9 protein-coding genes are annotated in these 11,746 nt (G+C 44.4%); 1 reads left to right on the top strand and 8 read right to left on the bottom strand.

Going from position 1 to position 11,746, the window contains the following annotated elements:
* Positions 1-30 precede the first annotated feature (30 nt).
* Together A7985_RS19100 and adhP are read right to left on the bottom strand one after the other, a co-directional pair.
* Positions 31-813: a TetR/AcrR family transcriptional regulator gene (locus A7985_RS19100; RefSeq protein ID WP_065792024.1), complete on the bottom strand. Its 783-nt coding sequence runs from the start codon at positions 811-813 to the stop codon at positions 31-33.
* A gap of 268 nt (positions 814-1,081) precedes the next feature.
* On the bottom strand, positions 1,082-2,095 hold the full coding sequence (adhP, locus tag A7985_RS19095; RefSeq protein WP_065792022.1) for an alcohol dehydrogenase AdhP: 1,014 nt from the start codon (positions 2,093-2,095) through the stop codon (positions 1,082-1,084).
* Between the two features lie 322 nt (positions 2,096-2,417).
* Between adhP and A7985_RS19090 the strand changes: the two genes are divergently transcribed.
* Positions 2,418-3,791 carry an MATE family efflux transporter gene (locus A7985_RS19090; protein ID WP_081310633.1) on the top strand — a complete coding sequence of 458 codons (1,374 nt, stop codon included), beginning with the start codon at positions 2,418-2,420 and terminating at the stop codon, positions 3,789-3,791.
* A 41-nt stretch (positions 3,792-3,832) separates the two neighbouring features.
* Here the strand turns inward: A7985_RS19090 and A7985_RS19085 are convergent, their stop codons facing one another.
* From A7985_RS19085 to A7985_RS19060, 6 genes are all read right to left on the bottom strand, one after another.
* Positions 3,833-5,311 carry a HAMP domain-containing sensor histidine kinase gene (locus tag A7985_RS19085; protein ID WP_065792020.1) on the bottom strand — a complete coding sequence of 493 codons (1,479 nt, stop codon included), beginning with the start codon at positions 5,309-5,311 and terminating at the stop codon, positions 3,833-3,835.
* Positions 5,308-6,039 carry a response regulator transcription factor gene (locus A7985_RS19080; RefSeq protein WP_065792018.1) on the bottom strand — a complete coding sequence of 244 codons (732 nt, stop codon included), beginning with the start codon at positions 6,037-6,039 and terminating at the stop codon, positions 5,308-5,310. Before A7985_RS19080 ends, A7985_RS19085 begins: the two co-directional genes overlap by 4 nt.
* An 84-nt stretch (positions 6,040-6,123) precedes the next feature.
* A complete protein-coding gene (locus A7985_RS19075) occupies positions 6,124-6,822 on the bottom strand; it encodes a spondin domain-containing protein (RefSeq protein WP_065792013.1) in 699 nt (232 codons plus the stop codon).
* Between the two features lie 9 nt (positions 6,823-6,831).
* A complete protein-coding gene (locus A7985_RS19070) occupies positions 6,832-7,533 on the bottom strand; it encodes a spondin domain-containing protein (protein WP_065792012.1) in 702 nt (233 codons plus the stop codon).
* Between the two features lie 146 nt (positions 7,534-7,679).
* Positions 7,680-9,470 (bottom strand): alpha-keto acid decarboxylase family protein, encoded by a 1,791-nt coding sequence (locus tag A7985_RS19065; protein ID WP_065792011.1) that lies wholly within the window; start codon positions 9,468-9,470, stop codon positions 7,680-7,682.
* Positions 9,471-9,543: 73 nt separating this feature from the next.
* Positions 9,544-11,505, bottom strand: coding sequence for an FAD-dependent L-amino acid oxidase (locus A7985_RS19060; RefSeq protein WP_065792010.1), 1,962 nt, complete (start codon positions 11,503-11,505; stop codon positions 9,544-9,546).
* Positions 11,506-11,746 lie beyond the last annotated feature (241 nt).

Raw genomic sequence — 11,746 nt, 5'->3', positions numbered from 1 at the left:
CCGTAAATTACGGGCCGATTATTTATATTGTTAGCGACCTATTTGAGCTAAATAAGCCGTTTCATCTGCAAAAATCGTTTGTTCAACTTCTCGCCAGACTTTTTTATAGTCTCTGCGGCTGGACAATGGCTGCCAATTCATACCATCCAGTACGATATTCACGTTGTAGAGTACCGAGTAGGGATCCTCAATACGCTGTATGCACTGACTATTGGTGGCGTTATTTAACAAGGCGTTTGAGCCAAACGCCACGGCCCAGTTTGCAAATATATATGCATCAGTGCTGGCCGTCGCAGCCAATGTCAAATCTTCTCCATCAATGGCGTCGAGTATAAATTTGTCGGCTATTTCAACGAGCTTTTCTTCTGCTAAGTTTTGCTTCTCAATGTTTTCAGCTGTGCTTTTCTCTACCACCCAAGGTGTTTTAGAGGTGAGGACACACATAAACAAAACCGGTTCTAATCTCGAAAAAATCCGGTAAGCCACATGTAGCGCCACGACTTTATCACGGCTACCGCCCTCAAACTGATAAGCCTTTTTGTACATCTGAGCGAGTGTTTTCAAAGCTTCACAGCTAATGGTTACAATCACATCCTCTTTACTGGCGAAGTGATTATAAATTGTACCTTTTGAGTAACCGCTCGCCGATGCCAGTTTATCCATTGTAAAGCCGTGAAATCCTTCAGCTGAAATGATGTCTTTTGCGATCAGTAACAATTCACGATGGCGCTCTGCAATAGCCATCTGCTTTTTGCTTCTATTAGGGATCACTTCATCATCATTGTCGTTGATTTCACTGCCAAATTTAAACATTTCTTCACTAAGCTACTATTACAATCTAGCGCAAGCATATCACAATAGTGCTTAACACTCATAACCCTGTCAGTTTAGTGATAAATTCCATTTCTTGACCTTAAGTCATTTTGTGACTTTTCGTCATTATAGGCTGGGTTTACAATTGGTCAAGCAGAATTTTTAATCGATTTGCGATTCTGGATGTGGAAAATAGAGTGGGTGACTTAAGTTAAATTGTGTGAGGAAAGTAAAAAGGCTGCTCTCACAGCCTAGCAAGTTGGGATTATTACGTCATGGTCAAAACAATTCGACCTTGAATTTCGTTGTTTTGCATTTGCTCAAATACGTGATTGATATTGTCGAGTGACTCAGTTTGCACTATGGCTTTTACTTTTCCTGCTGCGGCAAAATCCAAGCACTCAATGAGATCTTGGCGAGTGCCAACAATGCTGCCAATCACGCTGATACCTTTTAACACGGTATCAAATATCGGGATCGGCAAGTCGTCATTTGGTAGTCCAACTAAGACACACTTGCCGCCGCGTTTTACGCTATGGTAAGCCCCCGAGAAAGCAGCTTTCGATGCAGCTGTACAGATAACTGCTTGAACGCCGCCTAATTTCTCTTGAATTTGTTCGGCGGGATTATGTAGTTGATAGTCAATGCAGTGATCAGCACCAAGTGCTTTAGCGAGTGACATTTTTTGCTCAGTGCTATCAACGGCGACAACATTGAGCCCCATGGCCTTTGCATATTGAATGGCCAAATGTCCAAGTCCACCTACGCCAACAATAGCGACCCATTGCCCAGGTTTGGCGTCACTGACTTTGAGTGCTTTATACGTTGTAACGCCCGCACAAAATAGGGGAGCTGCCTCGACAAAACTTAAACTTTTTGGGATTTTTACGACATAGTCAGCGTTGGCTAGACAGTATTCTGCATATCCGCCATCGACAGAGTAACCACTGTTTTGCTGTGAGGGACACAAGTTTTCATTGCCTTGAAGGCAGTGCTCGCAGTGACCACAGGCCGAATGTAACCAAGGTATTCCGACTTCATCACCAATGAATAAATGGTCGACATCATCAGCGACAGCGACCACGGTACCCACCCCTTCATGACCCGGGATGAGAGGTAGTTTAGGCTTAACTGGCCAGTCACCATGGCAGGCGTGTAAGTCCGTGTGGCAAACCCCACAGGCGGCTATTTTTACCAAAACAGTGCCCGGTTTCACATCAGGCTGCGCTAACTGCTCAATGCGCAGCGGCGTTTGAAATTCGTATGCAACGGCTGCTTTCATGTTTTTTCCTTAACTGAAGAACGAGGCGTGATTGTGTAAAACAGAGTGTATCGAGTCATCCAGAAACACTATTGATCGGGCGCAATAAATTGATATTGAAGTGGCATTTACATAGAGGTGAATTCTTAAAGGTGGGCATGTTTCGAATTTAAATATTTGTAGTGAGATGATTGTTTAACCGTAGCTGAAAGAGTAACATCATTGATGTTGTGAATTTCCGTATATTCATTTCTAGTATGGCGCATACTGCTCCACAATAAAAATAGCCCAAAAAGCATCTATGTCGATTATCTATCCCACCTATCTGTTATAAGGATATTAAATGAAAGACCTTACACAAGGGCCAATATACAAGCATCTGATCTCAATGAGTGTGCCAATTCTGTTTGGGATGTTTGTCCAAACTTTGTATTTCCTTATTGATCTGTACTTTGTTGGGCAGCTCGGTGATGCGGCGTTAGCGGGGGTGAGCAGTGCGGGTGTGCTGTTTTTCTTCGTAATGGCCCTCACACAGGTGCTTAACGTTGGAGTTGGGACACTGGTATCTCACGCGGTAGGTAAAAAAGATAAACAAGAGGCACGTTTATTGTTGAGTCAGGGGTTATTGATCAGTGCGATATGTATCTCTGTTCTCTTGATAATGGCACTCGCTGGTGGACGTTGGTACTTTACGAGCATTGCACCAGACAAAGATACTCTTGTGGCGAGTTTAACGTATTTCTACTGGTTTTTGCCTGCGCTGTTTATACAGTTTCCGTTGACTGTGTTGTTGGCGGCATTACGCGGTGCTGGCGTGGTAAAGCAACCAATGCTAATTAACATGTTTGCACTTGCATTAAATGCAATTTTGTCGCCGATTTTAATCACGGGTTGGGGCTTTGGAATCGAAATGGGAGTCGCTGGGGCTGCATTAGCCAGTTCCATCTCAACTGGTATTGGTTTGGTGCTGATCTGGGTGTACTTCAATATGAGAGAGTCATACTTAACTGTCTCACTAAGTAGCTGTATCCCTTGCCTTAAAACCATTAAGAAAATCATCAACCTGGGGTTACCTGCAGGGGGAGAGTTTCTTTTAACATTTATCTATATGTCACTTATCTATTGGGTGTTAAGCGACTTTGACGCGTCGGCGCAAGCTGGGTTTGGATTGGGGGCTCGCATTATGCAGGCACTTTTCCTTCCTGTACTTGCAGTGGCATTTGCTGCACCAGCGATTGCTGGACAAAACTTTGCTGCGGGCAACACGAAACGTGTGTATCAAACTTATTATCAAAGTGCACTGCTGACATGTGGCTTGATGTTGTTGATCAATATAGTCTGTGTTCTCAATGTTGAGGCCTTTTTAGCACCCTTTTCTAAAGATCCGAATGTGATTGATGTCGCAAGTATTTTCTTGGGGTATGTATGCTTTAACTTTGTACCGGCAGGCTACGTTTTAGCGGCCTCTGGCATGTTCCAAGCTATGGGAAATGCATGGCCTGCGTTGATCAGTAGCGCTGTAAGGTTAAGCCTATTCGCCGCATCTGTAATATTTGTGGCATCACAAGCAGATTTTAGTATTGAGCAGATCTGGGTGATATCTATGGCAACGGTTTATATTCAGGCGATTATCAGCTTCTATCTATTACGACGTGAGCTTAATAAAAAGTTAAATCAATCAACGTCAGAAGAGTTGGCTCAGGTACAAACGTCTTAAAAGCGTGTAGTGACACACGCTTATTGGGCCTATGATGTTATCTAATTTGAAGATGCGTTAGCGCCTCTAACTTGAAAAATAAACTCACTGCCCTGACCGAGGCGGCTGTTTACTTTAATTTCTGATTTGATTAAATCTATGAGCCGCGCCGTGATTGCAAGACCTAGCCCTGCGTGTGATTTCTTGCATCCTTTACTGTTGCTCGCCTGATATCTGGCCTCAAAAATATAGGGCAGCTCTTTGGGGCTAATCCCCACTCCCGTATCTTGCACAGCAATGTTATACGCGTTATCGATGGCACAAATGGAAATGCATATGTTGCCTTTTGCGGGTGTGTGGCGCAGTGCGTTCTCGATTAGGTTACTTAATATACGCTCTAACTTGGCAATGTCAGAGTAAACGGTAAAGTCGCACTCAGCAGGAAAGACACTTAACGACACATCCGCTTGCTGTGCCTTGAGGGCAAATTTTGCCATGATGTCGTAAATGAGCTCGCCTAAATTAAACACTTCAAAGTGTACATTTGATTGTCCAGACTCAAGGTGTGCCAATTCAAATATTTGATCGATCAATCCCTTTAATTGATTGCAATTTTTTAACGAAATGGCCAGATATTCTTGCTCTTGGATACCGGCTGGTGGACGCCTTTCTATCAACTCGAGATACCCCTGCAATGACGCCAATGGCGTGCGCAAATCATGAGATAAATGCGCCAATAGCTTGCGACGTTGCTCATCTAACGTAGTGAGCTGGGTCATTTGCTGATTTATGGTTTCAAGCATGCCGTTAACACTCTGGCCCACTAAATGAATTTCGTTGCTATCAGAGGGCCACTCAAGGGTTGGCACTGCTTTGATATCAAAATTGTTTTGTTCAACCTTGCGAATGTACTTGCCCAGTTTTTGCAGCGGTTGTGTCATGGTGCGAAAAAGCAGTAGCAACGTGATAAACAGTAGCGCCACCATGATGATGAGTCCTGCGGTATTCTTGACGAGTTGCTCAGAACTTTTAATTTGCGCTGTAATGGAGTCTGAGATAGAGGAACCAATAATAACGTATAAATAACCTTGCAGGGTTTCGCCATTATAAACTGGGGACACCGAAAATATTTTACTTTGCTCCGTTGAGCGTGGATCATCGCCGTAAACGGGTAGTTTATCAGGTTCGTTGATCAGCTGTATGAGTGGTCGAAGGTCGACTGCTTGGCGTTTGACTTCACCCGGTTTGGCAGAGTAAGTGAGTAGCTTACCGCTTGGATCAACAAAGTAAAACTCAAAAGAAGGACCAAGGACCATGAGCATATGAAACAAGTTTTCTAATGCTTTGTAATCATAAACACCTTGCTTTAAAAGCGGATTATCTTGTGCTAAATGTTCCGCAAGGCCAAGGTGTAGCTGCTGCTCAGCTTGTGCTCTTGAAACCGCAGATAAATTTTGAGACCAAAAAACAAACGCCGAAACAGTGATCATAAAGACACTGGTGATGACAATCGCAAGACGATGATAAAGAGAGAGTGTCATATCATTTCCTGTTGTAGTGGCTTTGAATTTAACTTATAGCCAACCCCCCACACCGTTTCGATGATGGGCTTGTCTGTCAACTTTTCTAATTTGGTTCGAATGCGATTAATGTGAGAATTTACCGTGTGCTCATAACCTAAGTGGTCATAACCCCAGACAGACTCTAATAGCTGAGAACGTGAAAAAACTTGATTTGGGTGTTTGGCAAAAAACATTAACAGGTCAAATTCGGTGGCAGTTAAATCCAGTGGTTGTTTGTGTAGCGATACTTCATGACAGTGTGGGTCCACTTGCAAATTACCCACAGTGATAGGGGCGGGTGTGTCATGGGCAACTTGACTAGATTGTTCAGCCTGTAAAAGCTTCACATGCCTAAGTTGTGCTTTAATTCTGGCTTGAAACTCTCGATAGCTAAAAGGTTTGCAAATATAGTCGTCAGCACCCATTTCAAGACCAATGATACGATCCATTTCGCTGCTCTTTGAAGTCAGCATCACAACACTGATTTTTGGATGTAGGGTTTTGATTTCCCGGCACAACGTCAGGCCATCCACGCTTGGCAACATGATATCAAGTAATACAATGGCGTAATTTTGGTTGGTAAGCTGGGACATAACGCCCTCTCCACTTGCAAGGTGATCCACTTCTAGATCAAGCTCACTGACGTGAACACGCAATAGGTGTGCAATATCTAAGTCGTCTTCGACAATGAGAACCTTTTGATGCATATACTAACCTCCAGCCAAACCACTGATGTGGTTGACATGTACTCGCCCCAGCCACTCGCAATGAGAGCTGGAGCGAGTAGGAGGCTATTTCATTCTTGTGATAGTGATCGCCATCAATGGGTTGTCAAACTTATGGTCGCTCGATAGTACTGAGCTAGACAAACCATCATCTTGACCTACAACACCCGGGTGCATTGCGACCTTATTTAATGTCTCTCGCTGTGCGTTAAACCCTTCACCGCCATCTGCAGGTCCTGGGATCGTGCCACTGGCTTCTGTATTCGCTTCGGTACCCGCATCATATGCATAGGTGACAAAGCGCATTTCTTCGCCGACAGCCATAGAAGAGACATCTAGAGCATTAAGACCGGTAAAACCATCATTTGTATTCACCATCATCGTAATTACTGATAATTTTTGGTCAGCCAGCGTTTCTTGGCTTAATGTTAGCTCCGCTTTTGCACCCGGTGCCAAAGGGGCATCAGTGCTTGCTTTTGTCTGGACGACATCTAATCCTAGTAGCCCACTGTTATCGCCTCCTTCAGCCAACACCTCAAGTGCTTCACTTGCTGGCTCGCCCAGTTGCCAAAATTGGCCCTCTTTGTGCAGTGCAACACCAATCGGCGAAAGCGGCTGCGCATAGGTTAAATTGGTCGCTGTGATTTTAATCATCGCTTCTGTCGGTGTTGGCGTTGGATCAACAGTCATTGGTGGATCGTCATCGTCACCACACGCAACCAGAGTTAAGCAGGCTAATGGGATTATTAATTTAGACAGTTTCATGGTGCCCCCTTATTTAACCGTAACGGTAACTTTTGCTACAGGGTTAAGCCAGCGGTGTACTGTGTTGTGTAAGTCACTTTTGCCACCTGTTGCTTCGTCATCGCCAAGGTTACCGCGGTGGATATGTATCATTTCGTTGCTTTCTGTACTTGTTACACCACTGCCTTGCGTGCCAGGATCGACGCCAGGTGAGGCTGGGATGCCCAGTGTGCCAGGTGCACCAGAGCCATCAACAACCAATTCGTTGTTGGCTTCGGTACCCGCATCATATGCATTTAGATAAACGTGATATGTACCTGCTTCAGATGGAATTTTCCAACTGTTTAAACCAATGAAGCCGTCATTGGTTGGCAGCATCATTGCAACAATCGATAGTCTGTCATTGCCATCGCTCGTTTCCAGGCTAGCCATTGTGCTTGCAACAGGGGCGAGTAATCCACCTGCTGGGTTGCTTACGGTATTAGCACTAATGCCTGTTAATATTTCGTTTAAACCGTCTAAGCTGCCACCTTCGGCCATCGCTTGCAAAGCTTCCGAGGCTTTTTCTCCGGTATTAAACAGCATCGCATCGCTGGTGTGTGCGGTAACTAATATTGGAGTAAAGTAGATACCTTGGGTAAGGTTAGTTACTTTGACTTCCAACGATGCGGCGCTTGCTGCACCTGAAGCCAAAAGTGATCCTGCGATGAGTGATAGTATGCGTGTTTTCATAATCTGCTCTTATTGTTTGGATTTAACGTTAATAAGCATGCAACGCAATTGTTGAGAAACACTCGCTCAATTATCACGAAAGTATCACGAATGTATCATTTTTTAATTGCGGCACAGAAAAACCAGCCTTTAAGGCTGGCTACGGTTTAAAATTTACCTGCAGGTGGCCAATCGGGGTTGCTGATTTCATCCTCTCCAACCGCGCTGCCTGCTTCTTTACGAATGGTCAATGGCGTATCTTCTTTGGGAATACACACCTCTACGACATAATTGATACAGTCATTCGTGCGTATTTCTTCCATCACGCCTAATAGCTGCTCAACGGTGGTGACTTTTATCCCTTTACCACCAAATGCATCAGGTAACTTTGATATTTGCCAGTTTGGTAGGTCATTGTAGCTGTATACGCTATTGAGTAGCTTGTCTTGATAATCAACAGGAGGGTGTCTGAATGGGTTCGGGTTTACCAGATATTGTTCAATGCCATAAATGCCATTGGCTAACACGAATACGACCGTATTTTGTCCGTACGCGTGTTGATCAGCGACTGCTTGGCAAGTTTCATGGAAAGCGCCATCACCGACAACAACAACTGCGCGTTTATCTGGGTAAGCACATTTTACCCCTGTACCGGCCGGTACAGAGTAGCCAATAGATAACCAAGCGGCTTGCGCAACGAAGCCATTACGGGCGGGAACTTTGACACTTTGTGCGCCTATCAAAGGGAATCCTGCGTCGACAATCAAAACATCGTCTTCTGTTAGCCAGCTGCTCATTGCGGAGAAAAAGCTGTCGTAACCCAAATAATCTTGTGAGCTTTGTAGAGGCACAGGAGCGTGTGGTTTTCTGATCCCCTTCAGGTTTGCGGAACTTTGTTTGGCAAGTTCGTCAAATTCGGCGGTGAGGCAGTTCAAGTAATCTTTTAGTGTCACAGAAGGATAGAAGTTTGCACCTACATACACCCCTTGATGTGCTGCCAAAATAGTGTTGCTTGAACGGATATCTTGGTTACCGGTGTCTTTACCTGTAGTCCAAGCACCCATACCGACCAGTACGCCATCTTCCCCCACAAGCTGTTCAACTTCGCTAGGAGACATAGTTACGCAGCCTTCAAACCATGGGTGTGTTTCAGCGATCACCGATTTACTGAGTGCCGATGTGACAAAGTGGATGTGACCGTCTGGCATACTGTGTTTGCGATTAATCACTTCGAGCAAATTGAGAAACTCGTCTTGCAAACCTAAACGCTGCAACTCAATACCTGCCCAAAAGATACTTTTAGGCTTTGATAGCATTAATTTTAAGGTCGCTTGGGCAGCCTCTTGTGCACAGCTAACCGTAAGCGTGTCATTTTTACGTTCTCTAATGCGCCCTTGTGGTCTTTGACACGGGCTGCGCCAAATATCTTCGGTGACTTCAAAATAAACAGGGCGCTGTTCACTTAACAGGGCGGTCAGTGCCGAGTCTATTTGGAATGGTGCTTGCAATGCATTCGTTATCCGCTCAGCGGCGACGGTAATTGGCCTGAACATATGAATGTCGACAAATTCGTAACCGGTAGTGTGTGAATAGAGCAAGCCAGCACATTTTGAAATCTGATCTTCTTTATTAGTTGGCGCGCCATTAATGAGAATAACAGGCACTTGCTCGACATAAGAGCCCGCGATGGTATTGAGTAGGCTGAACGCACCAACACTATAAGTGACATAAAGTGCACTGGGGCCTTTTAATCTCGCATAGGCATCGGCGGCAAAGCCGGCACAGATTTCATTGGCATTGCCTTTTATGGTAATTGGAGACTGACTGTCTGCTAAAATGGTATCCAGCAACCCAGCGGTGTAATTGCCAGCTACTCCAAACATGTGATCAACGCCAATTTCTTCTAATCGATCTTTGAAGTAATCCGCAACGGTATATTCTTTAAAACTTGTAGTCATAATAAATCTCAATGATTTGTGCGAGCGCAGCGATCAATGGGAGTTGATCGCTGCTAGAAATAGACAGTAGGGGTTACTTGACATCAAAGTAACTAAGGTTGACTCCTATGACACTGGCGTCATCTGCTACTTTTTCTATCGGAGCCGCACTGGCTGCAAAATTGGTTTCAATGTATTGATTGATAAGCTTGCTGGAGTTTTCTTCGTACACGGCTTTGATAGCATCGGAAGATGAAATATTGGTAGATTCAAAATAAACCTGGCTCAATGGTTTGAGTCCAAACCCTTTTTCAAGGGCTAAGTCAGTTGAGCGCAATGCCCCTTCAACCCACCCCTGATAGTCAGAAAATGCCTCTCCACAGGTAAACAAGTTGGGCAATGGTTCAGCGAGGGTCGCCATGACCTCTTTATCGTTGGCACCAACAGCCCATTGGTGAACGCCATAACCAAATTGCCGACTAGCTGGAATATCAAATCTGACGCTGCCCTCCCAAATGCGTGCGCTGGTTAATATAGGTGCAGGTACATAATGGGTGTTAAAAATATCTTTAAAGAATCGTGTTGCTTGTTCAACCACCGCAGTAGAGGCCGGGTAAATATCATCTGGGACACTTTCTACGTAATGGTCTTGTTTTGGGTTATGGTAGGTTTCTCCGTTATTTTGCAAGTTGCTCCAGAAATTGATATTGAGATAATCGCAATATATTGTCAGGGCAGCAGGGCGCTCGTACTTGTCGTTACCGATACGCTCTAGCTTTTCTTCAACGGCACTGGAAGGGTGGGTCGTACGCTCTTGATACATAAGCGCGGCAGCCAGTTCTTCATTAACAGCATAAAAGGGATAGACAGAACCTGTTGGTAGATCAGCAAAGTTTGGACCAAACTCAACCGCAGGTCGGCCAGTTGTGCCGCGACCCCACCACGCAGAGTCATAGTAGAGGTTGATTTTGAGCAGGGGCTGGTTGCTCGCAGATTGTAGTGTATTCCACAGTAATTCTGAGCGGTCTTGCTCTAAGCGGTTAATCACATTTGACCGAACAAATAATTTTTCCAAAGCAAGTCTTGGTAGGCCCAAGATGACTTTTTCTGCTTTAATTTGACCTTTGTGCACTTTACCGTGCGCATCAGTATGCGCATAATGCAGCGAGTATAGGCCCGATTCCTCAGAAAAATCGATTTCTTCAATGGCTGTTTGCAAGTGAATGTTATCCGTGCCCACTTCTTCAACTAATTTGTTTGGTAGCGTACTAAAGCCATCTTTGAATGTTTTGAATTTAACGCCAGCGGGAAAGTCTTCCAATAGCTGATAGGCCACACCCGCATTCATTTGTGATAAAAATGTACCGTTAAAGCCTAATACACGATACAGCATGGATATGCACTCTTGAGAGTAGCCCATATCCGTGTATAGGTCCCAAAGTGTCCACTCGTTTAAGCCTTGCCCTTTCCATTGACACTCAAGTCTAAAGTCTTGCCAAAATTGCGGTCCACGGACTTTGGGCCTTTGCTGAAATTGTGGGTTAGCTTCCAAAATACGGTTAAAGACCACATTGACGATATCTTTCGGGTTAACGCCTTGCTCTGACTGATCTAAGTTATATAAGTGAGACCATATAGCGTAATCATCTTGCTGTGCGTCTTCAACGCTAAAGCTTTCCCCCCTGAAAAACAAACGGTTGTTGCCACCGCTGTTCATAGGAAAAGGGACAATATCGTCTTGTAAGTTAAGCTTCAAAAACAGCGCCATTAAATCATCCATGCCATCAAACAAAAAGCGCATGCCACCTTGCTCTTCTTTGACAGTGATCGTTTTGGGCGTTTCTGAGCGCAAGTTCTTAAACTCAATCAAATCTGAATCTAAACGCCCACCCGTTCTATCTGAACGCTCAAAAATGGCAAGATCCTGACAGTTTGCTTCTTGTTGTAATCTCCAAGCGCTGTATAAACCGGACATACCAGCGCCGACAATGGCTACTTTTACTTGAGAAGGAAGGGGCTTATCCGTTATTTCTTTTCCAAATGCGTAATGTGTCATCGTTTTTCCTTAGCCTTGATGGTTAAGTCTACTTTGACAGACGACTACTCCTATAAAACCACTACTGCGACTGTGCTGCAAAGCAGATGATTAAATCTGCAGTATTGTTAAAAGTTATTATCTCATTTCTGGCTTTACAGGTATTTGCATCGCAAATGTAGCGCCAGTAAACATCTCAATAAATGTAGCACATAGGTTAATTTATTTGCGGCATAATGTTTAGAAAGGAGAATTTCTGCAA

This window comes from Pseudoalteromonas luteoviolacea, assembly GCF_001696455.1.
In the GTDB taxonomy this organism is placed as follows: Bacteria; Pseudomonadota; Gammaproteobacteria; order Enterobacterales; family Alteromonadaceae; genus Pseudoalteromonas; species Pseudoalteromonas luteoviolacea_C.
Note: the sequence above shows the minus strand (reverse complement) of the source record. Positions and strands in the feature narration are given on the sequence as shown.

Coding starts and splice junctions, on each gene's coding strand:
- A7985_RS19085 (WP_065792020.1), bottom strand. CDS start 5,311: ATGACACTCTCTCTTTATCATCGTCTTGCGATTGTCATCACCAGTGTC.
- A7985_RS19090 (WP_081310633.1), top strand. CDS start 2,418: ATGAAAGACCTTACACAAGGGCCAATATACAAGCATCTGATCTCAATG.
- A7985_RS19075 (WP_065792013.1), bottom strand. CDS start 6,822: ATGAAACTGTCTAAATTAATAATCCCATTAGCCTGCTTAACTCTGGTT.
- A7985_RS19060 (WP_065792010.1), bottom strand. CDS start 11,505: ATGACACATTACGCATTTGGAAAAGAAATAACGGATAAGCCCCTTCCT.
- A7985_RS19080 (WP_065792018.1), bottom strand. CDS start 6,039: ATGCATCAAAAGGTTCTCATTGTCGAAGACGACTTAGATATTGCACAC.
- A7985_RS19065 (WP_065792011.1), bottom strand. CDS start 9,470: ATGACTACAAGTTTTAAAGAATATACCGTTGCGGATTACTTCAAAGAT.
- A7985_RS19070 (WP_065792012.1), bottom strand. CDS start 7,533: ATGAAAACACGCATACTATCACTCATCGCAGGATCACTTTTGGCTTCA.
- A7985_RS19100 (WP_065792024.1), bottom strand. CDS start 813: ATGTTTAAATTTGGCAGTGAAATCAACGACAATGATGATGAAGTGATC.
- adhP (WP_065792022.1), bottom strand. CDS start 2,095: ATGAAAGCAGCCGTTGCATACGAATTTCAAACGCCGCTGCGCATTGAG.